A 24744-nucleotide genomic window follows, 5' to 3' on the forward strand; every position below is an offset into this window, starting at 1 on the left:
TTAAGCGCGTCCCGCTTTACGCTTAGGTTCTACCACGTTCTGATGGTCGTGGTGGCAATGTTCTGGATCTTCACACTGTAAAATAGCACTGCATTGCTGACATAACCCGTGGGCTTCGATAATACTATGACGAAGCGTAAAGCCAGCCTCAATAGATTGTTCCATAATCCATTTTTCTACTCCTTCCGCAGGTTTTTCCGTAACCGAAGCACATTGGTCACACACCAATAGCATCGAGGTATGAGAAGGGTGATCGAAATGTGGACACACCACATAACTATTGTTTGATTCGACACGATGAATAAATGCCTGTTCGAGCAAAAAATCTAACGCTCGGTAAACGGTAGGCGGCTTGGCTTGAGGTTCACTGAGGCGTAATTTATCCAGAAGATCGTAAGCACTGATCGCGTGGGGGTGCTCAATCATCAAACGTAAAACTTCTGCGCGTTGTGCCGTTAATCGAACACCACGCTGAATACAGAGTTTCTCAGCCTCAGCGATTATCTTCTTAGCAGGAGATGGCTGCATAAAACGCCTCAATCGTTAAATTCATTGACTCGATTCTAGCACATATCTTTACCGAAGCGCAGAGCATGGCTTAGCAGTAAGAGGGGCTCATAGGTTATTCATTGATAAGTTATTGTAGGGTAAGTTTCAGCAGCGTATAGTATGATATCTGACTTTGGCAAGGATATTACCGACCATGCATGACCTTAGCGATGAATTTGAACGTGCAAATGAAGCACAATTCTTCTTAAAATCGATTAGCAATCCGAGCCGTTTATTAATTCTTTGTGCATTGATGAAAACACCTGGTTTAAGTAATAGTGAAATCGCTACGTTATGCGGATTGAGCGTCTCCTCAACCTCTCAGTACCTGGTAAAAATGATCGATATCGGGATCTTAGAAAGAAAAAAAACAGGTAAAGAAACGCATTACTCCATTAAAGATAATCGTGTCATTGAAGTATTAACCATCCTGAAAAAAATATTTTAGCTTAACGCCGGAGTGACTCTCTTGCCGGCTTTAGGCTAACTTTCCCTTACTACGTACTAACAATATCAATCTCATGGTTTGGATGGCGTCTCGCCATCTTTGTTTATGTGGTATAGTAAAAAGTCTCCTAAGGAGATGTTACACGCCTCATCAAGCATCGGCATTGCTGGGGAAAATTACCCGCAATACGATGATTTAAAAAGACTAAAAAATGTTAGATAAAAACAGCCCTGAAGAATTACCGGTCCCTCATCGCCAAGCCCCTTATACCAGTAATCGTTTTTCCGTTGCTCCCATGCTCGATTGGACGGATCGTCACTGTCGTTATTTCTTACGGCAACTTACACAACACACTCTGTTGTACACCGAAATGGTGACGACTGGTGCGATTATTCATGGTAAAGGCGACTACTTAGCTTACAGTGAGGAAGAACACCCTGTTTGTCTACAGCTCGGGGGAAGTGATCCACATGATCTTGCCCATGCGGCTCGTCTGGCTGAGGCTCGAGGTTATGATGAAATTAACCTTAATGTTGGTTGTCCTTCTGATCGTGTACAAAATGGTCGCTTCGGCGCCTGTTTGATGGCTGATGCTGGATTAGTCGCTGATGGCATCAAGGCAATGAAAGATGCGGTGTCAATCCCTGTAACTGTTAAAACCCGGATTGGGATTGATGAGCAGGATAGTTACGCTTTTCTGTGTGACTTTATTAGTACCGTCGCAGACCGCGGTCAGTGCGATACCTTTATTATTCATGCCCGAAAGGCTTGGCTATCAGGATTGAGCCCGAAGCAAAATCGGGAAATACCGCCATTGGATTATCCAAGGGTGTACCAGCTAAAGCAGGACTTTCCACAGTTGACGCTGGCGATCAACGGCGGGATCAAAACTATCGAAGAAGCAAAAGAGCATCTAACTCATCTTGATGGTGTGATGATCGGTCGAGAAGCCTACCAGAATCCAGGTATGTTGGTGGATATTGATCGCCAATTATTCGGTGCAACGACGCCAACAGTAGATTGTGTGGCAGCGGTTGAAGCCATGTATCCTTACATCGAAAAAGAGTTAGCTCAGGGTACTTACTTAGGGCACATCACTCGTCATATGTTAGGTTTATTCCAAGGCATACCTGGCTCACGTCAATGGCGACGCCATCTTAGCGAGAATGCACATAAAGCAGGGGCGGACGTTACCGTGTTGGAGCAAGCCTTGGCAAAAGTTTCGCAGCAATACCGAGAAAGTGTGAGTTAAGTTAAGTTTTTCTTAATCATGTTCTGCGATGATAGCTATCAAGCGCTTGAGTATTCATGTGCCCTGTACCCTACATTTTTACATTAAAATTGCCTCCCTGTTGGGAGGCTTTTTTTTATGGAATGAGTAGGCATGCCCCACTGGTGGTGCGGCTCTCTAGACTACGGTGTGCTTTGGCAGCGTCGCGTAACGGAAATTGTTGACTCTCAGGCACACTAACATCAATTTTTCCATCGCTGATTAAGCTGAACAGGGTAGCACTAGCCTGATCAAGTAATTCGGGCGTCGTGAGATAGCCATTGAGTGAGGGCCTAGTTACAAATAATGACCCTTTCTGATTAAGTATCGCCAGATCAACGCCGGTGACCGGCCCAGATGCATTACCAAAACTAACTAATAAACCACGGGGTTGCAGGCAATCTAACGATGTTTGCCACGTCGCTTTACCTACCGAATCGTAAACCACTGGTACTTTCTGCCCAGAGGTGAGTTCATGGACGCGTTTCACGATATCATCTTGCGAGGTGTTGATGGTGGCCCAGGCACCGGCTTCTCGCGCCCGTTGTGCTTTATTTTCCGAACTCACGCAACCTATTAGATTAGCTCCTAAGGCTTTAGCCCACTGGCAAGCAATAAGCCCCACGCCGCCGGCTGCAGCATGAAGTAATACTGTTTCTCCCGACTGCACTTTATGCGTCATATGGAATAAATAATAGACAGTTAACCCTTTTAGAAATGACGCGGCAGCACTTTGGTAGCTGATTGAATCCGGCAAGATGACGGCTTTAGACTGATCGACATGGTGATAGTCGCTGTAGGCCCCTAAACCTGACTGGCAGTAGACAATACGGTCCCCAACTTGAAACCGCGTAACTTGACTCCCTACCGCAACGACCTCACCCGCAGCCTCCGTGCCTAATCCCGAAGGGAACTGGTTCACTGGGTATAAGCCACTACGAACATAGGTATCAATATAGTTTAGACCGATAGCATGATGGCGAACGATAATCTCGGTTTCCTTCGGTTGCTCGACATCGTAGGGGGCCCAACGTAACACTTCTGGCCCGCCATGTTGGTGAAATTCAATACGATTTGCCATAGATTCTCCAAAGCGATAGGGGCGTTTTCCCCAAGACTTGGGGCGACAATTAGCGCGAAAACCGTATAATGGGCTCGCCCCTTACTGACGACTGGTATCAATACTATGGCAGGAAATAAACCCTCTAACAAACCGACGCCTCAAGATAAACAACTTGAGGGGATAAAAATGCCGCCACACTCTGTGGAGGCTGAACAATCGGTATTAGGCGGGCTAATGCTCGATAACGAGCGCTGGGATAATGTCTCGGAGCGCGTTGTTGCTGAAGATTTCTATAGCCGTCCCCATCGTCTTATTTTTTCAGAGATGCATCGTCTACTGGAACAAGGGCAGCCGATCGATCTGATCACGCTATCCGAATCCCTAGAACTACGTGGTGAATTAGAGCTCTCTGGCGGGTTTGCTTATCTCGCTGAACTCGCCAAAAATACCCCCAGTGCCGCGAACATTGGAGCCTATGCGGATATAGTTCGAGAACGAGCGGTTGTACGTGAGATGATCTCAGTAGCTAATGAGATCGCCGATGCAGGTTTTGATCCGCAGGGTCGCTCTAGTGAAGATCTTCTCGATCTCGCTGAGTCGAGTGTCTTTAAGATCGCTGAGAAACGGGCCAATAAAAATGAAGGCCCGCAAAATATTGAACAAATTCTAGAGGCCACGATCAATCGTATCGAGGCCTTGGTTTCAACCCCACATGATGGTGTTACCGGGGTGGATACGGGTTATCAGGACCTGAACAAGAAAACTGCAGGGTTACAAGGATCGGACCTGATTATTGTCGCAGCTCGTCCATCGATGGGTAAAACGACTTTCGCGATGAACCTCTGTGAAAATGCGGCGATGTTGCAAGATAAGCCAGTATTAATTTTTAGCTTAGAGATGCCTAGTGAACAATTGATGATGCGTATGCTGGCTTCATTATCACGTGTCGATCAGACTAAAATTAGGACAGGCCAACTCGACGATGAGGATTGGGCGCGTATCTCCGCAACGATGGGGATTTTGCTAGAGAAAAAAAATATCTTTATCGATGATGCTTCTGGCCTAACACCGACAGAAGTGCGTTCGCGTGCGCGAAGAATCTATCGTGAAAATAATGGGTTAAGCATGATCATGATCGATTACCTGCAATTGATGCGTGTTCCTGCCCTGACTGAAAACCGAACCTTAGAGATTGCTGAAATCTCACGATCCTTGAAAGCCCTCGCGAAAGAACTCAATGTGCCAGTCGTTGCGTTATCACAGTTGAACCGTTCTTTGGAGCAACGAGCTGATAAACGCCCAGTCAACTCAGACCTGCGTGAGTCGGGGTCGATCGAGCAAGATGCCGACTTGATCATGTTTATTTATCGTGACGAGGTCTATCACGAAAATAGCGATTTAAAAGGTATCGCCGAAATTATCATCGGTAAGCAACGTAATGGTCCCATCGGCACGGTTCGACTGACCTTCAATGGGCAATGGTCACGTTTTGACAACTATGCGGGACCGGATTACGACGAAGAATAGTGATAGCGCAGACTAAAATTGACTTTTGCGAGATTACATCTTCTTTCTTGGTGCAAATGATAATAAGGTAGGGTAACGCTAACCAAGGCGCTTATCGTATTTAGCCCCCTGATGGAGATTTCTACTGTGTTTCAGAATGTTGATGCTTACGCTGGCGATCCAATCCTATCGCTAATGGAAAAATTCAAACAAGATCCGCGCGACGAAAAAGTTAACCTAAGTATTGGTCTGTACTACACCGAGCAAGGTATTATCCCGCAGCTCAACGCCGTTGCTGAGGCTGAGACGCGTTTACAATCGTCCATTAACGAAGCTTCGGTCTATTTACCGATGGAAGGTTTGGCGAATTACCGTAAAGCGGTAGGCCAATTGCTTTTCGGTACAGAAGTCGATGCCGAAAAGATTGCGACGATTCAAACCTTAGGGGGCTCAGGTGCACTGAAAGTCGGCGCTGATTTCCTGAAACGTTATTTTCCAGAATCCGAAGTATGGGTGAGTGATCCCACTTGGGAAAACCATATTGCCATTTTTAATGGCGCAGGTTTCCCAGTTCATACCTACCCTTGGTACGATACTGCGACTCAAGGTGTTAACTTTAACGGTTTTATTGAAAAGCTAAAAAGTCTTCCAGAACAGAGCATTATCTTATTGCATCCATGTTGCCACAATCCAACGGGTGCGGATCTGACTGAGGCACAATGGGACGAAACCATTGCTCTACTTAAAGCTCGTAAGTTGATTCCTTTTATGGATATCGCTTACCAAGGCTTTGGTGCCGGTCTGGAAGCGGATTGTTATGCGATCCGTCAAGCGGCTCAGCAAGGATTACCGGTTATTGTCAGTAACTCATTCTCGAAAATTTTCTCACTCTATGGAGAGCGGGTTGGCGGCTTGTCAGTCGCTTGCGACAGCAGTGAAGAAGCTGATCGCGTGTTGGGTCAATTGAAAGCAGCAGTACGCCGCAACTACTCCAGCCCGCCAGCGTTTGGTGCGAAAGTAGTTGCCACTATTCTGACAGATGCGGCGCTGTTCGCAGATTGGAAAGCAGAACTCGAGGCAATGCGCCTGCGTATCTTGACGATGCGTGAAGCCCTAGTCAGCGCATTACAACAAAAAATTCCTGGCAAAGATTTTAGCTTCTTAACCCGTCAACGCGGTATGTTTAGCTACACAGGTTTGAGCCCTGAACAAGTTGTTCGCTTACGTGAAGAATTCGGTGTGTATCTGATCGGTAGTGGAAGAATGTGTATGGCTGGATTAAACCAAAAAAATATTGAGAAAGTCGCCTCGGCCATGGCCGCAGTGATCTAAAGAGTAGGGCGCCTGAGGCGCCCTTTTTTATGGCGGTCATTGGGCCGAGAGGTCGACGCTTACCAAGCTATCTGGACCTTTAGCGGAATAGTCCTTATTTAATTCTTGCTTCACTGTAACAAATAGCGTTTTACCATCATCGGAGAGCAGCAGACTGTTAGGCGCACCGGCAAAGCGCCATTGTTGTTTCACCGCGTAGCTCGTGGCATCGACACGCAGAACCTGCTTAGATTCTCGCTGAGTGATATAAAGCTCGTTACGCTGTGCATTGAACTTAATGCCTAAGCTATCTCCTGGGATTTTTTTGATCACTTTACCCGTAAGCTCATCGAATACATATGTTGCTTTACCTTGCGAATTATCCGTCACGAAAAGTCTATGAGTAGCGGGATCCTCAGCAAAGTTGAGGAACAGGTTTGTTTTGCTCTCACCCGTTGTCCAACGCTTTTCGATCTTGTGGCTTTTAGGATTGATAACTAAGATTTCGCCACTTCCATTACCGGCATAAATACGTTGAGTGGTAGGAGAGTAAAGTAAGCCAGTAACCCATTTTCCAGCATGGGTAATACGGGTTTTTACAGTGAAGGTACGTGTGTCAATAACACTAATGTAACCCGGGTTAGCGACAGCACCCACATAGAGCTCGTTACCTACCCAGAGTAGCTCGCGAGCACCATCTGTCTCACCCTTACTATTCTTCTTACTCAGTGCCAAGCGTTTTACCACCTTGCCACTCTTCACTTCTACTTTCGAGACCGTGCCATCCAATGAATTGGTGGTATAGAAATAGTCGTTACCTGGTTGACTGACCATTCCAAAATTTTTCAAATCGGTGTGGGTCATTCCGGTGATCTCAAGCGTCGTAGGGTCGACTTTATAAAGCACGCCACCGTTATCATTCTTAAAGCTTTGTGCACTAGCGACATACAATGTTGATGAAGGGCCAAAAAGTGCCATCTCATACAACCCTTCACCGATCGCTTTTTCCTGAACTGCCGAAGAAGTCGCCACAGTTGGCGGTTTTGGTGCAGGCTGTAATGACGTTTTTGCAGGGGCGTGTGATTGGCAGCCACTGATCAATACGGTCGCGATAGTTAATGCACTGATTAAAAAGGGGGAAGACGAGCGTCTGGTTGTAAACATTTTTACTCCTGATTTACTCGCTTTCAAGCGAGTGATAAGGGCAAAGAGGGGGCATTAGCCCCCTCTGAAAAGTTAGAAATGGTAGTTAAGGTTAACGGAGTAGTTCCGTGATTCACCGTACACCACGTAATCGCTTAAATTACTGTCGTAATCGCGGTTAAAGAGGTTTTTCACGTTAGCTTGGACTGACAGTTGACGTGTTAGCTGATAGCGAGCAAAGAGATCTGCCAGCGGATAGCTGCCTCGAACGACGCGTACCGTATTACCATTAGGGCCGGTCGCATCTTGGTAGGTCGCATTTTGCCAGGTAATACCACCGCCGATAGTTAGGTCAGGCATAGCCGGCACCAAATAGCTGGAGAATAATTTAAACTGGGTTTGTGGCAGCTGAGGATTGATACGATCTTTGCTGCTATCTTGCGCAACGTAGCGTGATGCACTGAAAGTCATATTCAAATTATCAGTTACCGCGCCGTTAACCTCAAACTCTATGCCACGACTGACAACCCCACTTGCGGTTCGGTAAGCCGTTTCGCTACTGTTATTTACATATTGGCCTGCTATTTCTTGGCCGAGGTTAGTTTGCTCGATACGGAACACCGATAAGCTAGAGGTTAATCGGCTATCTAACCAATCAGCTTTCAACCCTGTTTCGTAATTCTTACCCGTCACCGGTTTCAGATAGTGTCCTGTACGGTCACGATAGGTCTGTGGTTGGAAAATGGAGGTATAACTTGCGTAAGCTGACAGTGAGTCAGTGATATCGTAAACCAACCCACCATAAGGGGTAATATTATTTTTCTGCATGTTGGCACTGCTGCCGTTGGTGGTGTATTCCGTATAGCGCATACCCGTGACTAACGAAAGAGGATCGGCTAATGAGAAACGTGCCGCAACATAACCGGATTTTTGACGAATGGTATCATTAGATGAAAGCGCCCAAGCTGGCCAATCCGGTTGTGGGATATTACCGTCCCACTGGTTGTAATTTCCGAGCTGCTCAGGGGTATACATCGCACTAGAATAATCGTAGCGGTTACGTTGACGACTATAATCAACACCCGCCACAAGTTGATGCTGACGACCAAAGAGCTTAAACGGACCGGTAGCGAAAGCATCGACGGCAGTCTGCGTACGAATTCCCTTATACCACCCCGCATAGCCGTAGCCGGTAGATTGTACGATACCAGTGCTCTGATCCGGGAAACCACTTAAATAAAATAAGCGGCTATCCATCTGTGTCTCACCATGCATCGCATTGATGTGCGTTTCCCAGCCATTGTCGAAGCGGGTAACTAAATTCGCAAACTGCCTACGTGCCAGCGTATTGTAGTGGGTCCAATCTGCCGCCGCGTTGGTACTGCGGCTGTAATGCGTTTTATCGCCATTCGTATACCACGTTGGTAAACCACCCCAGGTCGGATTACCCGTATTTCTTTCTTGGTAATCATAACCAATGTCTAAGGTCGTGTTATCCGTAAGGTCTGCGGCGATATCGGCATAGAAGAACTTAGAGGATTTATGATAGCGATCCAGATTGCTATCTTGGTCTTGGTAACCACTGACAAATCGACCCCGTAAAGTACCACTTTCATTCAGCGGCCCTTGTAGATCGGCGACATAACGTTGGTTATTCCAGCTACCGTAGCTCGCGCTAAGATCCCCAGTAAAGGTTTTACTTTCTGCTTTCTTACGAATTAAGTTGATGGTTGCGGACGGGTTACCTGTACCAGACATCAATCCACTTGCACCACGAATAATATCAACCCGTTGATATTTCGCCATATCGTCATCGGTTTCTCCGAAGTTCCATGGCGCAGTTTGGGTGACGGGAATATCGTCGTAGCTGTAATTGTTGATGTAAAAGCCGCGAGCAAAATAAGAATAGCGCTCGCTATCGCTTTGATTCGAGGAGATACCTGGGCTTTGTTTTAACACATCATTAAGCGTCCGCAAATCTTGGTCTTTCATCCGTTGTTCGGTGATCACGCTTACGGATTGCGGAATATCACGGTTAGTCAGATTCATCTTTGTACCGCTACGCGTAATTGGCACGGTATAGCGATGAGCTTCTTGACTGGTTGAACCCTCAGTTGAGTTTTGATCTTGTCCGGTGACGGTAAGTGTCTGTGTCGATGAATCTGCAGCGAAGGCTAAACCCGAAGTAAGGGCTAACCCAATTGCTACGCTAAGCAAAGAGAGTGCAGAGCGCTTGTTCCCTAATGGTGTAAAGTGCGATGTCATGTGTCTTACCTAATTGTAATTATAATGGCAGTTAAGAACTTCTGCTGTGTGGCACCGCTTAATAACCAAGCGATGGCGAATCATAGTGATAATTATTTTCATTATCAATACTTGAATTAAGTTCAAATTATTTTGTATGGGAACGTAACTGCTAAGCTATTCACAGGATTGATTATTTTTTTTGTTAAGAAAAAAAATAGTTACGGTCTAGGGGAATTCGAACTTTGCTAACCTTAGGCCTTGGGAGATTGCTACACTTAAGTGAAAGAGATTAAGGAGAAGTTTATGTGGGTACAAAAAGCCATTCAGTTGAAAGCGAAACAACGTGGATTTCATCTGGTGACGGATGAGGTATTATCGGCTATTCCTGACATCACTACTGTTAAAGTAGGGCAATTACACTTACTGCTTCAGCACACTTCCGCCTCCCTAACGCTGAATGAAAACTGCGACCAAACGGTGAGGGCTGATATGGAACAACATTTCCTGCGTACGGTACCCGATAATGCGACTTATCAGCATGATTACGAAGGAGCGGATGATATGCCTGCTCACATAAAATCATCAATTATTGGTGTGTCACTGCTGTTACCCATCTCAGGTGGAAAAGTGATGCTAGGAACGTGGCAAGGTATTTGGTTGGGCGAGCATCGATTTCAGGGTGGTGGGCGTAGAATTATCGCGACAATTCAAGGTGAGTCGATGTAAGAATACCGTTCCCTGTTCAGGGAACGGTAAGTGAAGACTTACTTTCTTAATGAGTTATTATCGATCACAAAACGATACTTCACATCGCTTTTCAACATCCGCTCGTAAGCATCATTAATTTGGTCGATATTGATTAGTTCAATATCCGCGGTGATATTGTGTTCACCACAAAAATCGAGCATCTCTTGCGTTTCCGCAATACTACCAATAAGTGAGCCGCCGACGGTACGGCGTTTAAAGACTAATTCCGCGACGCTCGGAGCTGGATGGTCGTGTTCGGGAACGCCTACTAGCGCTAAGTGCCCATCACGTTTCAGCAAGCGGATAAATTGCGTTAAGTCGTGTTGAGCCGCTACGGTATTGAGGATTAAATCGAAGCTATTAACCTGAGCCTCCATTTGTTCGGCATCTTTAGAAATAACGACTTCATCAGCGCCTAGACGCTTACCATCTTCTATTTTCGAAGCCGAAGTCGTAAAGAGCACAACCTTAGCACCCATTGCATGCGCGAGTTTAACGCCCATATGCCCCAGACCACCCAAGCCTACAATTCCGACTTTCTGGCCCGGTCCCACTTTCCAATGACGTAACGGCGCGTAGGTGGTTACCCCTGCACAAAGTAGTGGCGCGACCCCGGCAGGATCTAAGTTTTCAGGGACTTTCAACACGAAATCTTGGTCGACAACAATATCGGTTGCATAGCCGCCATAAGTAATGGCTTTTGAATGACGGTCCTGACTGTTGTAAGTGGCGACGAAACCATTCTCGCAATAGTTTTCCTCACCCTCTTCACAGCTGGAGCAGGTGCGACAAGAGTCGACCATACATCCGACGCCCACTAAATCACCTTTCTTAAATTTTTTGGCTGATGGACCCGCTTCGACGATCCGGCCTACGATTTCATGCCCTGGAACGATCGGATATTGAGTATTTTTCCACTCATTACGCGCCATATGTAGGTCTGAATGGCAAACTCCGCAATATAAAATCTCAATTTTGACGTCGTTATCGCGCACTTCCCTAGATGAATAATCAAATGGGGTAAGGGGGGATTTTTCATCCTGTGCTGCATAAGCATGAATCTCTGCCATGATAACTCCTCATAGTGAAATGAAAATCTGCCCAGCATCTCTGGGCAGGTAGTCTTACTTAGTCAATAGCGGTTTAAGGAAGCGAGCCGTGTGCGATTTCTCGCATTCCGCAACCGTCTCTGGCGATCCGGCAATAAGGATCTCACCACCGCCACTGCCTCCCTCCGGACCTAGGTCGACAATCCAGTCCGCCGTCTTAACAACGTCCAAGTTATGTTCGATAACCACGATGGTATTCCCTTGGTCGCGTAGCTGGTGTAATACCACCAGTAATTGTTGAATATCCTCAAAGTGTAAGCCCGTTGTCGGCTCATCCAAAATATAGAGCGTTTGTCCGGTCCCGCGTTTAGACAACTCGCGTGAGAGCTTGACCCGCTGTGCTTCCCCGCCCGATAGGGTTGTTGCAGATTGCCCTAAGCGAATATAGGAAAGACCGACGCTAATGAGCGTTTGCAACTTACGTGCCAGTGCAGGGACTGCCTCAAAAAAGTCTTTCGCTTCTTCGATGGTCATCTCCAGCACTTCGTGGATATTTTTCCCTTTATATTTAATCTCCAAGGTCTCGCGGTTATAACGTTTTCCTTGGCACTGATCACAGGGAACATACACATCAGGGAGAAAGTGCATCTCAACTTTAATGACGCCATCACCTTGGCAAGCTTCACAGCGTCCCCCTTTCACGTTAAAACTAAAGCGGCCAGGGGTGTAGCCTCGTGAACGAGCCTCAGGGACGCCGGCAAATAACTCTCGTACTGGCGTGAAAATACCCGTATAGGTCGCTGGGTTTGAACGTGGGGTGCGACCAATAGGGCTCTGGTCAATATCGATAACTTTATCGAAATGTTCGAGACCCTTAACCTCATGGTAAGGAGCTGGTTCCGCGATCGTTGCTCCGTTCAGTTGGCGTTGCGCAATAGGAAACAGCGTATCGTTAATTAACGTCGATTTACCTGAGCCGGATACACCTGTTACGCAAGTGAATAGACCGACCGGTAACGAAAGAGTCACATTTTTTAAGTTATTACCGCGAGCACCTGCAATACGTAGCATTTTCTCCGGGTCGGCTTTCGCACGTTCTTTCGGTACCTCGATGGCTTTTTTACCACTCAGGTATTGGCCTGTAAGGGAGTCTTCGTTGGCCATAATCTGATCAACATTCCCTTCTGCCACTACCGAGCCACCATGCACACCTGCGCCGGGACCAATATCGATCACATGATCGGCCGCACGGATTGCATCTTCATCATGCTCAACCACAATCACGGTATTACCCAGATCGCGCAGATGAATCAAGGTACTGAGAAGCCGTTCGTTATCGCGTTGATGTAGTCCGATAGAGGGTTCATCTAAGACATACATCACCCCGACTAGCCCTGCACCAATTTGGCTGGCTAGACGGATACGTTGTGCTTCACCCCCAGAAAGGGTTTCAGCTGAACGCGATAAGGATAAATAATTCAGTCCTACATTCACTAAAAAGCCAAGTCGTTCACGGATCTCTTTCAAGATTTTTTCCGCTATTTGCGCTTTCTGACCGCTGAGGGCGAGATGCTCGAAAAACTCACTGGCATGGCCAATGCTCATCTCTGAAATTTCGGGTAGCGTATTTTCTGCCACGAAAACGTTACGAGCCTCTTCTCTTAAGCGCGTACCGTGGCAACTGCTGCAAGCACAATTACTGATAAATTTCGCTAGTTCTTCGCGGACGGCGTTTGATTCCGTTTCTTTATAGCGACGCTCCATATTATGGAGTACCCCTTCAAAGGGGTGACGTCGTACTGAGGTATCGCCTCGATCATTCACATATTTGAATTCGATATTCGTCTTGCCCGAACCATAAAGGATGATCTTCTGTGTCTCTGCACTGAGCGATTCAAAAGGCGCTTCAATATCGAATTTATAATGGTCGCTGAGCGAACGTAACATCTGATAATAATAGAAGTTTCGACGGTCCCAACCGCGGATAGCGCCATTCGCTAAAGAAATCTCGCGGTTTTGAATCACACGTTCTGGATCAAAATATTGTTGTACGCCAAGTCCATCACAGGTCTGGCAAGCTCCAGCTGGATTGTTGAATGAAAACAGGCGCGGCTCCAGTTCGCGCATACTGTAACCACATACCGGACACGCGAAGTTAGCGGAGAACAGTAACTCTTCCGCCTTGTCATCATCCATATCGGCAACGATTGCCGTACCCCCCGATAGGGCGAGGGTCGTTTCGAATGATTCCGCTAAGCGAGTACCAATGTCGTCGCGGACTTTAAAACGATCCACCACGACTTCAATACTATGTTTTTTCTGTAGCTCAAGCTTTGGCGGATCAGACAGATCACAGACTTCTCCATCGATCCGTGCGCGGATATAGCCCTGTGCAGCCAAGCTTTCTAAGGTTTTAACATGCTCGCCCTTACGATCTTTAACAATCGGAGCAAGTAGCATCAATCGCTGCCCTTCGGGTTGTTTCAACACCTGATCAACCATCTGACTGACGGTTTGTGCGGCCAGCGGCTGGTGGTGGGTAGGACAGCGCGGCTCACCGACTCGCGCAAATAAAAGACGCAAGTAGTCATGGATTTCTGTGATGGTCCCCACGGTTGAGCGTGGGTTATGGGAAGTCGATTTCTGCTCAATTGAAATAGCAGGTGAAAGTCCCTCAATGTGATCGACATCTGGTTTTTCCATCAACGAAAGAAACTGCCGTGCGTAAGCCGATAAAGATTCGACATAGCGTCGCTGCCCTTCGGCGTAAAGGGTATCAAAAGCCAGCGAGGATTTACCTGATCCAGAAAGACCAGTGACGACCACTAGCTTGTCACGGGGGATGGTGAGGTTGATGTTTTTTAAATTATGGGTTCGTGCACCCCGTACTTCGATCTTATCCATTCACATTTCCCAATTTGATTGCCTATACGCTGAGATGACATCGCTCTGCATCGATTTCAAGCAGACTCTATAGTATGGCACAAAAAATAACCTGAATAAATATCCAGTACTTTTTGCTATAGTGATTACCTTTGTGCAGTTGCTCTAAACTACCCAACTTAAGGCGTGACGTGCTATCATCCGTTAGATAGTATCTGTGTAATTTTTCATCAGGAGAGAGTGCAATGGCCAGTCGCGGCGTAAACAAAGTGATTCTTGTCGGTAATTTGGGTCAAGATCCAGAAGTCCGGTATATGCCAAATGGAGGAGCTGTGACAAACATTACGCTGGCAACCTCTGAAAGCTGGCGTGATAAGCAAACCGGTGAAAATAAAGAAATTACTGAATGGCACCGTGTTGTGCTGTTCGGAAAATTAGCGGAAGTTGCAGGGGAATACCTGCGTAAAGGCTCTCAAGTTTATATCGAAGGGCAGCTGCGTACCCGCAAATGGCAAGACCAAGGTGGTCAAGATCGCTACACCACTGAAGTCGTTGTTAATGTCGGTGGCACCATGCAAATGTTAGGTGGCCGTCAAGGTAACAACGCTCCTCAAGGCGGCGGTGCACCAAACAATAATAATGGTTGGGGGCAGCCACAACAGCCACAATCTTCTGGCGCGCAATTTAGTGGTGGTGGACAAGCTCCACAGTCGCCTAAAGCGCCTGCTGGCGGCAACGAGCCACCCATGGATTTTGATGACGATATTCCGTTCTAAAAATTCCATTGATTGCCTAACTAACCCTCATCATACGAGGGTTTTTTTTATTATTTTATACCAGTATTCACTACGCTTAAATGAAGTAGGCGAGTCACTGAATTAGTTTACTATTATTTAGAAATGCACTATTCAATTAATTTACTAATTTCGAGTAAGTTATTTTTTCATCAATCCATTCTGATTGTCTTATTTTTATAACCATGTCAGTTTACCCAATATTTTTATACATTATTAATCATTAGATTATATTAATAAATTGAATAGAGTATTAATTTCCATTTAAAGTGAGTAACTCGATATAAATTATTAATAATATTCGATACGTATTAAAAAATAATAGATGGTAGAACAATAAGAATTTTTCTTAATATACAAAACGGACGGCGAAAAGCAGTCGCTATGCGTCTTGTATTACCGTTCCAAAATCTCATAGAGAGAATACGTCACTGTCACTTCTAAACGACAACTATCAACGGAACTGAATATGTCAGAAATTAGTCGAGCCGTTCTTTTCGGCAAACTGGAACCCTTACTTTTTTCCTCGCTAGAGCGCGCAACGGCTTTTTGCCAGCAGCGCGGCAATCCCTACGTAGAGCTAGTGCATTGGTTGCATCAACTGATGCAACAGCAAGGAGGCGATCTACAACAGATTATTCATTACTTCTCTATCGATGAGGCCGGATTAGCGCGCGATATTATTACTGCGTTAGATGCTTTACCCCATGGTGCGAGTTCAGTCTGTGACTTATCGGAGCATATCGATAGTGCGGTAGAACGTGCTTGGGGAGTGGGATCGCTAATATTTGGCGTGGATCGATTACGTTCTGGGCATTTACTGATCGGGATCCTAAAAACCTGGAATCTGGCTACTGTTTTAAAAGGGATCTCAGCGCAATTCGCGTGTATTAATGTAGAACGTTTAATTGAACAATTCGACGCGATCGTATCACAGAGCAACGAAGCAATGTGGGGCGCGATCGAGCCAGTATCCCAAGTCAGTATTCCCGCAGCATCGCAAATCTTGACTCAATATGGAGAAGATCTGACGCAGCGTGCGCGCGATGGAAAAATGGATCCGGTTGTCGGGCGCGATGAGGAGATCCGCCAACTGATCGATATTTTAATGCGGCGCCGACAAAATAATCCCTTACTCACCGGTGAGGCTGGTGTAGGAAAGACGGCAGTCGTAGAAGGCTTCGCATTCCGTATTGTCGTGGGTGATGTACCTGAACCCTTACAAAACGTTCAGTTATGGTTGATCGATATCGGTCAATTACAAGCTGGCGCAGGGACGAAAGGGGTGTTCGAAGCACGTTTGCACTCTTTGATCCACGCAGTGCAATCTAGTCCCACGCCTATTATTTTATTTATCGATGAAATCCATACCTTAGTGGGTGCGGGGGGACAGCAAGGAACGGGGGATGCGGCTAATTTACTAAAGCCTGCATTAGCAAGAGGCCAACTGCGGACGATTGGTGCAACGACTTGGGTAGAGTATAAAAAATATATTGAAAAAGACCCTGCTCTGACCCGTCGTTTTCAACCGATTCAGGTTCTTGAACCGGATGAAAGTAAAGCGGTACTGATGCTACGCAGCACGGTATCGGCGTTAGAAACCCATCACCAAGTTCTAATCGTTGATGAAGCGGTTTCAGCAGCGGTTAACCTTGCAAGTCGCTATATTCCTGCGCAGCAACTGCCCGATAAAGCGGTTGCCCTATTGGATACTGCCTGCGCTCGAGTCGCGGTCAGTCAAAGTGCTTCTCCTGCACAACTCGATAGTTGTCGTCAGCAGATAACCGCTCTGGAAATTGAAATAGCGATAGCTAAACGGGAAGCACGGCTTAGGCTAGGGGAAACTCAGCGTATTGAAGAATTAGAAAAACGATTAAAGGCACAGCTGATCGAGCGTGAGGAGCTAACGTCACGCTGGCAGCAAGAGAAAACCTTAGTGAGTCAGATCATTGCATTGCGAGCGCAGCGTAATCAAGAAAACTCAGAGAGTGAAACCGTCACACATCAGCAACTTTTGGCGATCCAGCAGCAACTTAGCACCTTACAGGGGGAAGCCCCTCTATTGTTCACCGCCGTCGATAAAAATATTGTTGCGACAGTGGTAGCAGAGTGGACCGGTATTCCCTTAGGGCGCATGGTTAAAAATGAAATCGATGCGGTATTAAATCTCGCGGATACCCTCAATCAACGAGTAATTGGCCAACGCCATGGAGTAGATCTTATCGCCAAGCGTATCCTAACTTCACGTGCGAGCCTTGATGATCCCTGTAAGCCAGTGGGGGTTTTTATGCTGTGTGGGCCATCCGGTGTAGGGAAAACGGAAACTGCGTTGGCATTAGCCGAATCGCTATATGGTGGTGATCAAAATGTCATTACCATTAATATGAGTGAGTTCCAAGAGGCTCACAGTGTATCAACCTTAAAGGGGGCACCGCCGGGTTATGTCGGCTATGGTGAAGGCGGGGTCTTAACCGAAGCCGTTCGTCGTCGTCCGTATAGCGTAGTGTTGCTCGACGAGATCGAAAAAGCACATCCAGATATTCACGAAATCTTTTTTCAAGTATTTGATAAAGGTTGGATGGAAGATGGTGAAGGGAGAACTATCGATTTTCGGAATACGTTGATTATTTTGACCTCTAATGTGGGAACGGACCAGATCACTACAATGTGCGTCGATCCCGACTTGCAACCTGATACGCAGGTGCTAACCGCCGCTTTACGTGGTCCACTATTACACTATTTTCCCCCCGCGTTATTAGGGCGGCTCTTGGTCGTTCCCTATTATCCTTTGACTGATCAAATGCTCGGCGAAATTGCCCGTCTACAATTAGCGCGTATTCAACAGCGTTTATATGATAATCACCATATTGTTACCGATATCGACGACAGCGTGGTCACACAGATCGTTAAACGTTGTACGGAAGTGGAATCGGGGGGAAGAATGGTTGATGCGATTCTCTCTAATACCTTATTACCTCAAATTAGCCAGACGTTATTAATTGCGCGCCGCGATAATAAACAATATCGCTATTTAAGGCTTAGTGTTAATCAGGATGAATTCGACTATTATTTCAGTGATCACCCCGATGATTAATAAAGAGATTGTAGTGATATGGAGAGGATATTTTTTATTCCTTATTCTCAATATGTGAAGGAGCATTAATAAAAATAAAGTATTACGTCGTGGTATCATTGACTACTTTATTTTTATGTGATGATTTTTTTATATTCTACTAAATAGGTAATACCCTTATCGTCGTTGTCCTTCTCCCCCAGTTTTGCTTAGTCGTTTTATATTCGGTTAAGCACTATTCTCAGCTTATTCTGCCGTGCTTTTACTTCCAATCTCACCAAAAAAAGTTAACAATCAATCTTCCTAATGGTTAAGGGAGTAACGATTGTGTGGCTGCGCGCTCAATGGAAAATGCCTCTGCTTTTAATGTTCGCTGGGTTACTGACTGGCTGCACACTTTCGCCTGCAATTCCAGTGTTGGGGGCGACGTTTCCTGCCTGGTTGTTTTGTAGTCTTACCGGTGCATTACTCTTAATTCCCACTCATTTTCTGTTCGTACGCCGAGGGTGGCTACGCCTATTCTCACCGCTGGTCATCAGTTATCTGGCCTTAATGTTTATCTATGCCGTCATTGTATGGCTACTTTTCTTTATAGGTTGAGTCATCATGGCAACATCGAACACCGCTTTTATTCGACGAAAATGGCCACTATTAGTGGTGGTCTGTGTGGCGATTGTGGCGTTGATTGGCGTGATTGCCTATCTACAAACCTCCCCACAGACCAATGATGCCTATGTCTATGCGGATACCATCGATGTGGTGCCGGAGGTGAGTGGTCAAATCGTTGAGATGCCTATTCGGGATAATCAGCGAGTAAAAAAAGGCGATCTTCTGTTCAAAATCGATGACCGACAATATCGGGCAATGCTACTGGATGCGCAGTCGCGGCTAGCGGCCTTAGATGCCCAAATTCGCCTCACTGGGCGAACGGTCAAAGCTCAAGAGTACAATGCGCAGTCTGTAAATGCGGCGGTTGCAAGGGCACAAGCCTTAGTCCAGCAAACGACCTCGTCCCGTCAGCGGCTTGAACCGCTGGTCCCACAAGGTTTTGCTTCACAGGAGGAACTCGACCAAGCACGTACCGCTGAAAAAGCTGCGCGAGCAGAGCTGAATGCAACCTTACTCCAAGCTAAGCAAGCGACAGCTGCGGTTTCGGGCGTGGATGCGCTGGTGGCACAACGCGAAGGGGCGCTTGCCCAGATAGCCTTAGCGACCATTAACCTTGAGCGTACTGAAGTCAAAGCGCCGTTCTCGGGTACGGTGGTGGCATTAAAAACGACGGTCGGTCAATTTGCCTCGGCGATAAAACCTATCTTTACATTGATTGATAGTGAACACTGGTATGTGGTGGCGAATTTCAGGGAAACCGATCTCAATGATATCCATCCCGGCACGGCGGCAACGCTTCGCGTAATGACTGACCACCACCGCGTCTTTTCGGGACATGTCGACTCAGTCGGCGCAGGCGTGCTTGCCAGTGGTGATAGCGTGATTGAAGGCTTGCCGGTTATTCAGAAAAGTATTAATTGGGTGCATGTTTCTCAACGTTTTCCGGTGAAAATCACCGTAACCGATGCCGATCCTCGCTTATTTCGCCTAGGTGCTTCGGCGACGGCGACCTTGGAAATTAAGGGATCTCATCAATGAGTGTGCGGTCATGGTTAGCAGAAGCCCGTCAGGTTTCCACCGAACGTTGTCACGCTGCACTACGGCTGACGCTCTCCTGCCTACTCATGACATTACTCTTCCTGAGCTTTCAGATACCGTTTCTCGCTGTCGCGATCATCGTGGTTTTTTATGTCACACAAAAAAATGTCGTCCTCACCGCTGGTATTGGGCTGGGTTTTATTGTGGTCGCGCTGTTGGCTTTGGGGGGGATGTTGCTCATCATCAAGTACACTTACGATTTTCCGTTAATTCGCCTAGTGGCGTCGCTATTTCTCTTTTTTTGGGCGATGTTTTTTATGCGAGTACTGGGGAAGTTAGGCTTAGCCTTCTTTGTCGTCGCCTTAGTCCTGATCTATGCGCAAACTTTCCCCTCTATGACTGGTGAAAGTGAAATTATCGTTCGGCTTATTTTATGGCTATGGATGTCCATGGTCCTTGCCATAGGGGTTACGGTGTTAGTGAATGCTTGCTTTATTCAAGCCTATCCGCACTACCAGTTTGCTCAACAGGTGGCAGAACTTTATGAACAGGCAGCCGAGAGACTCGCGCCTACTCAAGTACTGACCGGGCAGGCAGGCTTGATTATTACTCAGCATCTTAGCGACATTCAAACGCTCTATAAACTTGCTTGCTTAACCAACAGCGGTTTCCAACAAAATAAAGAAAGTTGGTGCTCACTATCAAATATGGCTTTGAAGTGTTTGGAGTTGGCAGAGAGTTACCGACTAAATCCTGATAAGAATGATTCAGAAAACGCTATCGTGCTCGCCCATTACCTGCGTCAACTGGCAGAGCGTACGCGTCAGCGACAAGTGTCGGTCCCCAGTAGCTTAGGGGTAGTGGCCGCAGAGGATCCCTTACTCGCCGAAATGACTAGGCTATGTCATCGTCTGACTGACGGAAAGTTAATCTCGGCACCGCCTGGTGAGAGTCAAAAGCCACCCTTAATGGCTCCCGATGCATGGCGTAATCCGGTTTATTTACAATTTGCACTGAAGACATTATTGGCTAGTCTTTTCTGTTACTTGTTCTATACAGCGACCGCCTGGCAGGGCGTACATACCATCATGTTGAGTTGTGTCATTGTCGCTCAACCGGGATTGGGCGCAACCTATCAAAAGGCAGGTTTGCGTATTGTTGGCGCGTTTGCCGCGGCGGCAGCGGCCGTATTCTGCATGGTCTTTATCCAACCTCATCTTGATACGGTTGTTGGACTGATAATCATGTGTTTACCGGTCTTCGCACTGTCGGCTTGGTTAGCTGCAGGTAGCGAACGCATCGCTTATGCTGGAATTCAATTAGGCTTTACCTTTGCGCTACTATTCCTGTCAGGGTTTGGCCCGATGAGTAATCTAACTGAGTTACGCGACCGAATGATTGGCATTGTCCTGGGGGTCATAATCGCCTCCATTGTCTACCTCTATTTGTGGCCGGACAGCGATGCCCCGAGGGTAAGAAGAGGGATGGCGACGCTCTACCATCAAGTTGCGGGTTATTTTGCCGCCCCCGCACAGCAGGCTACGCCCTTACCGGTTTACCAATCGATTGAACAGGTCAGTGTGCTGGCGACACGACTGCAGGCTGAGCCATTGGGGAGTATTACTCACCCCTATCGGGATGCGGCACGATGGCCTGTCGACCAAAGTCTTTACCTTGCCCAACAGCTCACCATTCTCGCCACGGGTTATGGCCATTATGCTGAGTGTGAGGACCCTTTTCTGGCTCAGGCATCCCGCTGGTTAGACGCTTATGCGGACCATCTTATGCAAGGGGGAGATTTGCCTGTTATAGCGCTTCCTGCTCCCACTCGCCATAACCCTTATGCCACCGAACTCAGTCAAGCTTTACATCGGCTAACCGCTTTTCAGCTATCCCAGGAAGTGAGACATGGCGCTTAAAAAAAGATTTTCATTAGCCTGCATCATGCTACTGCTCAACGGTTGCGCCTTAATTCATGATGAACCGCCGCAGGTAGACCAGTTACCGGCGCAGCAGGCGCAATTGTCTCAGGTTATTCATCTCGCGAATAGTGGATGGCCGCAAGCCCGCTGGTGGGAGGCTTATCACGATCAACAGCTCTCAAGCCTCATTGTCTTAGGCTTGGCGAATTCGCCAACGTTTCAAGCGGCTAAACTGCGGATACAGCAATCGCAATCTTCAGTTGAGGTCGCCCAATCGACATTGGGTATTCAGGCAACGGGTATAGCCGCTCAGAACACTATGAGAGTCACAGATCGACAGACGACGTGGCCTTATTCGATCTCTCTGCCCACGGATAAGCGTGGGCCATGGTACACCCTTAGTACCGTTGGGGTGGGGGCTGATCTGAATATCGATTTGTGGGGCGCCAATCGTGCGGGAGTAGCGGCTGCGATGGGGGAACAAAACGCGCAATTAGCACAGACAGCAGCGATACAGCTAGATTTAGCGTCCAGTATTGCGCAACTCTATTTTTCGCTGCAGGCGAATTACCGGCGCGAGGCATTATTAGTTCAGCAGCAAGCGATTGCTGAATTCTCTCTTAAAGCCCATCAGCAGCGTGCTGCGCGTGGTATTGAAGACCAAGTGAATATTGCTGCCGCACAATCGGAATGGTACAGCGCCCAGCAGCAACATATCGCCGTGCAGACCGCTATTATGCGTGATCGTGAAAATTTGCGTGCACTGACAGGAATGAATGCTCAGCAAGCGTTAGTGATAGCACCGCAACCTTGGCCGCAATTACAACAAAGCCTACCAGCGTCGCTCTCTTTCGATTTGCTCGCCTGCAGACCGGATTTGCAAGCGATGAGCCATACTGTTCAGGCTTCATTAAGCCGTGTAGAGGCTGCAAAAGCAGCGTTTTATCCTCATTTGGATATTAAAGCCTTTTGGGGCTATAACGCGCTGAGTATTGGTGATTTATTTAAAAGCTCTTTTCAACAATTTAATATCCTACCTGGGCTCTATTTACCGCTATTTGATGGGGGGAGGTTAAATGCAGCACTCCGCTCAACGCGCACCGCGAGTAATATCCTCATCAAACAGTATAACCAAGCGGTATTAGATGCGGTAAGGGATGTCGCGATCACCTCACAACAATTGAATGATCTCAACCAACAAGTCTTGTTACAGCAGCAGAAAGTCGCTGCCGCGCAGCTCACCACCGACAGTGTACAAGCGCATTATCAACGCGGATTGACGAGTCTTTATATGGCACAGGAAGCCAAGCGAGCCACACTCACCCAGCAGCTGCTATTGGTTGACCTGAATGCTCAGCAGCTAAGCTGTGACCTACTATTAATCAAGGCATTAGGGGGTGGGTATCGTGCTGAACAACCCGCTATTTTAGGTATGGGGAGCAAGCCTTAGTCGTCCCTTAGCTAACCTAAGGTCGCCAAGGGACGTCATGCCGATTAACCCGCCTGTACCGGACCAATCAAGCGGCGTAGTAATGGGATTAAAAGAGTGAGGACTACTGCTGTCAGCCCTGAAGCGACTGCCAGTATAATAAACAGGTGGCTGTAGCCTGGATTTGTTAAGACGGCAGTGGAACCCTGTGCAGTAGGCATTGCTTGTGACAAATAGCCCGCAAGGATTGAGGCAATACCAGAGATCATCATCCACGAGCCCATCAACAAACCTTGATATTGTTGCGGAGCGAGGCGACCAATCATTGCATAACCGATAGGAGAGATAAGTAATTCTCCGATACTCTGTAGCAAGTAACTCCAAAATATCCATTGGAAACCGACTAGCCCATCGCTACCAGCAAGACTAATACCGATAGGAAGTACTAACATACCTCCACCCATAAAGAGTAACGAGGCGGCGAATTGACTCGGAATATCGACTGTTAATCCACGCGCTCGGAGTCGTTTGAACAATAACGCAATAAGCGGGCCGCCTAAAACAATCACAATGGTATTGATATCTTGTATCCACTGTGGCGCGATATGCCAGCCAAATAGTTGTAAATTAAGATTATTTTCTGCGAATAACATTAATCCCATCGGAGCCAGTTGGTAAAGCGACCAAAATACTAATGATCCTAGGGTCAAGATTAAATAGGCAATCATTCTAGAACGTTCTGCTAGGACTTTGTGCCGCCCCGTAATGACACAAAGCGCGATAAATACTAAAGTACCTAATCCTAAAACGAAGTAACTACTTACTTCAGAATGGGTTAGCATGACTTTAACGATAGGAAGTAGTAGTAAGAGAATCACACAGCCGATGCCCAGTCGTTGTAGCATGGCGGATTTAGATGATTGGCTAAGCGGAGTGTTGAGGTCGGCTAAATGGCGCCAGAAAATAGCGGTCAAGGCAATAGCAAGCAGGTTACCTAAGGTCGCGAATAAAAAAAGATGATGATAATCCAAGCTTAACTGGAAATATCCGGCAGCGGTAAAGCCCATAAAAAAGCCCAAATTCATGCCAGCATAATTCCATAGGAAAGCTGACTCTCGGCGGGGATCATTTGGGGTAAAACGTTGAGTCAACATCATATTGATGCAGGTAACATTGAGACCACTACCAGTTAAAAACAGAGCTAGCCCCCAATATAGACCATCCATATTGGCGCTCGATAGCAGATAACACCCTATCACCTGTAACACCATACCGATGACAAACAAATTACGATTACTTAAAAAACGTCCGCCAAGGTAACCACCAAAAAGGTGTAAACCGTAATTAAATGCACCAAAAATCCCCATAATGGCGTTGGCAGAGTGCTCACTAAAACCTAATTTCTTGGTGGCATAAAGCACCAACGAAGAATAGAGTACGGCAAACCCCATAGTGGAAAAGATCTGTACGAAGCAAAGAATGTTCGCTCCAGCGATTTTATTCTGTTTTTGAAGTGTAACGTCCAACCTAACCCCTTTATGCTCATTTCGTTATAACCAAAAAGCTGATAAGGGAAATTGCCAGTTTTTAACTATCGTAACAACTGTCAATAGGATAAAAAACGTTGTGAATAACTTGTATTAGAGACTTTAACTGTAATTTT

The 24744-nt window shown here is 46.8% G+C and carries 18 protein-coding genes; 11 read left to right on the top strand and 7 right to left on the bottom strand.

Going from position 1 to position 24744, the window contains the following annotated elements; translation table 11 throughout:
- Entirely contained in the window at positions 1-528 is a 528-nt protein-coding gene (zur, locus tag QJR74_RS01665) for a zinc uptake transcriptional repressor Zur (RefSeq protein ID WP_304372893.1), read from the bottom strand.
- Between the two features lie 175 nt (positions 529-703).
- Between zur and QJR74_RS01670 the strand changes: the two genes are divergently transcribed.
- Positions 704-997 (top strand): ArsR/SmtB family transcription factor, encoded by a 294-nt coding sequence (locus QJR74_RS01670; RefSeq protein ID WP_304372894.1) that lies wholly within the window; start codon positions 704-706, stop codon positions 995-997.
- Positions 998-1208: 211 nt separating this feature from the next.
- Positions 1209-2249: a tRNA dihydrouridine(20/20a) synthase DusA gene (gene dusA, locus QJR74_RS01675; RefSeq protein ID WP_304372895.1), complete on the top strand. Its 1041-nt coding sequence runs from the start codon at positions 1209-1211 to the stop codon at positions 2247-2249.
- A gap of 115 nt (positions 2250-2364) precedes the next feature.
- Here dusA and QJR74_RS01680 read toward each other — a convergent pair whose 3' ends face one another.
- A complete protein-coding gene (locus tag QJR74_RS01680) occupies positions 2365-3348 on the bottom strand; it encodes an NADPH:quinone reductase (RefSeq protein WP_304372896.1) in 984 nt (327 codons plus the stop codon).
- Between the two features lie 105 nt (positions 3349-3453).
- On the opposite strand from QJR74_RS01680, the gene dnaB reads away from it, so the two are divergent.
- Both dnaB and QJR74_RS01690 read left to right on the top strand, forming a co-directional pair.
- The gene (dnaB, locus tag QJR74_RS01685) at positions 3454-4857 is read left to right on the top strand and encodes a replicative DNA helicase (protein ID WP_092678311.1); all 1404 of its coding nucleotides are present in this window, start codon (positions 3454-3456) and stop codon (positions 4855-4857) included.
- A 126-nt stretch (positions 4858-4983) separates the two neighbouring features.
- The gene (locus QJR74_RS01690; RefSeq protein WP_304372897.1) at positions 4984-6168 is read left to right on the top strand and encodes an amino acid aminotransferase; all 1185 of its coding nucleotides are present in this window, start codon (positions 4984-4986) and stop codon (positions 6166-6168) included.
- Positions 6169-6204: 36 nt separating this feature from the next.
- Here QJR74_RS01690 and QJR74_RS01695 read toward each other — a convergent pair whose 3' ends face one another.
- Together QJR74_RS01695 and fhuE are read right to left on the bottom strand one after the other, a co-directional pair.
- A complete protein-coding gene (locus tag QJR74_RS01695) occupies positions 6205-7311 on the bottom strand; it encodes a YncE family protein (protein WP_304372898.1) in 1107 nt (368 codons plus the stop codon).
- A 72-nt stretch (positions 7312-7383) separates the two neighbouring features.
- Positions 7384-9555, bottom strand: coding sequence for a ferric-rhodotorulic acid/ferric-coprogen receptor FhuE (gene fhuE / locus QJR74_RS01700; protein WP_304372899.1), 2172 nt, complete (start codon positions 9553-9555; stop codon positions 7384-7386).
- A gap of 285 nt (positions 9556-9840) precedes the next feature.
- Between fhuE and QJR74_RS01705 the strand changes: the two genes are divergently transcribed.
- Positions 9841-10263 carry a secondary thiamine-phosphate synthase enzyme YjbQ gene (locus tag QJR74_RS01705; protein WP_304372900.1) on the top strand — a complete coding sequence of 141 codons (423 nt, stop codon included), beginning with the start codon at positions 9841-9843 and terminating at the stop codon, positions 10261-10263.
- Between the two features lie 38 nt (positions 10264-10301).
- Here the strand turns inward: QJR74_RS01705 and QJR74_RS01710 are convergent, their stop codons facing one another.
- Both QJR74_RS01710 and uvrA read right to left on the bottom strand, forming a co-directional pair.
- A complete protein-coding gene (locus QJR74_RS01710; RefSeq protein WP_304372901.1) occupies positions 10302-11354 on the bottom strand; it encodes an NAD(P)-dependent alcohol dehydrogenase in 1053 nt (350 codons plus the stop codon).
- Positions 11355-11408: 54 nt separating this feature from the next.
- Positions 11409-14237, bottom strand: a complete 2829-nt coding sequence (gene uvrA, locus QJR74_RS01715) for an excinuclease ABC subunit UvrA (RefSeq protein WP_304372902.1) — start codon at positions 14235-14237, stop codon at positions 11409-11411.
- A gap of 224 nt (positions 14238-14461) precedes the next feature.
- On the opposite strand from uvrA, the gene QJR74_RS01720 reads away from it, so the two are divergent.
- The 6 genes from QJR74_RS01720 (at position 14462) to QJR74_RS01745 (ending at position 23102) form a co-directional block, all read left to right on the top strand.
- On the top strand, positions 14462-14992 hold the full coding sequence (locus QJR74_RS01720) for a single-stranded DNA-binding protein (RefSeq protein WP_099825125.1): 531 nt from the start codon (positions 14462-14464) through the stop codon (positions 14990-14992).
- A gap of 487 nt (positions 14993-15479) precedes the next feature.
- Entirely contained in the window at positions 15480-18104 is a 2625-nt protein-coding gene (tssH, locus tag QJR74_RS01725; protein ID WP_304372903.1) for a type VI secretion system ATPase TssH, read from the top strand.
- A 330-nt stretch (positions 18105-18434) separates the two neighbouring features.
- Positions 18435-18683, top strand: a complete 249-nt coding sequence (locus QJR74_RS01730) for a YtcA family lipoprotein (protein WP_304373936.1) — start codon at positions 18435-18437, stop codon at positions 18681-18683.
- Between the two features lie 6 nt (positions 18684-18689).
- Entirely contained in the window at positions 18690-19730 is a 1041-nt protein-coding gene (gene mdtN, locus QJR74_RS01735; protein WP_304372904.1) for a multidrug transporter subunit MdtN, read from the top strand.
- Complete coding sequence (locus QJR74_RS01740) at positions 19727-21649, top strand: FUSC family protein (protein WP_304372905.1); 1923 nt, start codon at positions 19727-19729, stop codon at positions 21647-21649. Before mdtN ends, QJR74_RS01740 begins: the two co-directional genes overlap by 4 nt.
- Positions 21639-23102 carry an MdtP family multidrug efflux transporter outer membrane subunit gene (locus QJR74_RS01745; RefSeq protein ID WP_304372906.1) on the top strand — a complete coding sequence of 488 codons (1464 nt, stop codon included), beginning with the start codon at positions 21639-21641 and terminating at the stop codon, positions 23100-23102. Before QJR74_RS01740 ends, QJR74_RS01745 begins: the two co-directional genes overlap by 11 nt.
- A 44-nt stretch (positions 23103-23146) precedes the next feature.
- Here QJR74_RS01745 and QJR74_RS01750 read toward each other — a convergent pair whose 3' ends face one another.
- Positions 23147-24607, bottom strand: a complete 1461-nt coding sequence (locus tag QJR74_RS01750; RefSeq protein ID WP_304372907.1) for a peptide MFS transporter — start codon at positions 24605-24607, stop codon at positions 23147-23149.
- Positions 24608-24744: the final 137 nt, after the last annotated feature.

Source organism: Tatumella ptyseos, from assembly GCF_030552895.1.
GTDB classification, from domain to species: domain Bacteria; phylum Pseudomonadota; class Gammaproteobacteria; order Enterobacterales; family Enterobacteriaceae; genus Rosenbergiella; species Rosenbergiella ptyseos_A.